Annotated in this window: 2 protein-coding genes; both read right to left on the bottom strand. The window is 74.7% G+C overall.

Features of this window, described 5'->3' with window-relative positions; translation table 11 throughout:
• Positions 1 to 59: 59 nt before the first annotated feature.
• Entirely contained in the window at positions 60 to 353 is a 294-nt protein-coding gene (locus tag CR470_RS37880; RefSeq protein ID WP_097872282.1) for an SHOCT domain-containing protein, read from the bottom strand.
• A 317-nt stretch (positions 354 to 670) separates the two neighbouring features.
• On the bottom strand, positions 671 to 1,469 hold a 799-nt coding region (locus CR470_RS37885), incomplete at its 5' end, for an ROK family protein (protein WP_097872283.1).

Here is a 1,469-nt window from a genome sequence, read left to right on the forward strand (position 1 = left end):
AGATGTGTATAAGAGACAGGCTTCGCACCGCCCCACCGCACTCCGTTCCGGCCCCGGGGTCACGTCTTGCCGCCTCCTGCGGCCCGGCCGAACCGCTCGTCCAGCACGGACAGTCGGCGCCAGTACTCGTCCTCGTCGATCTCCCCCGCGGCGAAGCGGCGGCCGAGCAGCGCGATCGGCGAGGAGTCGCCGGGGACGGCCCCCGCAGTGCGGGCGGCCGCCCACGGGCCTCCGCGCCCGCGCCACACGGTGCGGCGCAGCAGGGTGACGATCCCGATCACGATCGCCGCCCAGAGGAGCGGGAGGAGCAGGACCCAGGGGCCGGGTCCGCCGGAGTGCGCCAGGGTGTTCATTTCGGTCAGCTCCCTCGTTCACGGATGGCGTGGTGCCGTTCCGGTCGCTTTCGAGCCTGCCCGGTGGAGGCCCTCCGGGGCGTCGTACGTCCGGCGGCCGTGTGCGTACTCCGGTGGGAGCAGCCGGAGTACGCGCCTCCCCTCCCCTTCGGTGCCTACTAGGCAGGAACGCTCTCTCCCGTGAGCACCCCGGACCGGCTGATCGAGGCCACGCGGGAACTCCCGCGGGAGCGCGGCCAGGGTCTTTCGTTCGGATCAGGTCGGATCAGGGAGCGGCAGTGTGAACGGCTCCCGCCCGGCGCCGGCCCGGACACCGCTCAGGCCAGGGCGGCGAGGGGGTCGTCGAGGACCGGCTGCCAGGCCAGTTCGGCGGCGCCCACCAGGCTGTTGTGGGCCAGGGTGCACGGCAGGATCGGTACGCTTCCGCTGCGCCCCCACAGGCTTCGGTCGGCGACGACGGCACGCAGCCGCTCCGGGTCCGCCTCCAGCAGGTCGCGGTGGAGCCCGCCGAGGATGATCCGGTCCGGGTTGAGGATGTTGACCAGCCCGGCGAGCCCCAGGCCCAGGCGGTCGATCAGCGCCTCGGCGGCGTGGCGCACGGCGGGGTCGCCGTACTCCGCGCGGAGCAGGTTTCCGGCCTGCTTGAGGAGGGACTCCTCGGGGCCGGGTTCGCGGCGGGCGGTGGTGAGGAAGGCCAGCGGGTCGGTCTCCACGTCGAGGCAGCCGCGCCCGCCGCAGTGGCAGGGCCGCCCCTCGGGGTTCACGGTGAGGTGCCCCACCTCCAGCGCGAGGCCCGAACTCCCGCTGTGCAGCCGGCCGTCGAGCACCAGCGCCCCGCCGACGCCCCGGTGGCCGGTGGCGACGCAGAGGAGGTGCTGGGCGCCGCGGCCCGCGCCGTGCCGGTGCTCGGCCAGTGCGGTGAGGTTGACGTCGTTGCCGGTGAACGCGGGTCCGGTGATGCCCGCTTCGCGTACGCAGGCGGCGAAGATGTCCCGGACCGGGGAGCCCACGGGCCAGGCGATGTGCAGCGGATTGAGGGCGGTGCCCTCCGGCTCGGCGACCGCCGACGGCACCGCGAGCCCGGCCCCCGCGCAGCGCAGCCCGCTCTCGCGCAGC

Source organism: Streptomyces sp. rh34 (assembly GCF_002551245.1).
GTDB lineage: Bacteria > Actinomycetota > Actinomycetes > Streptomycetales > Streptomycetaceae > Streptomyces.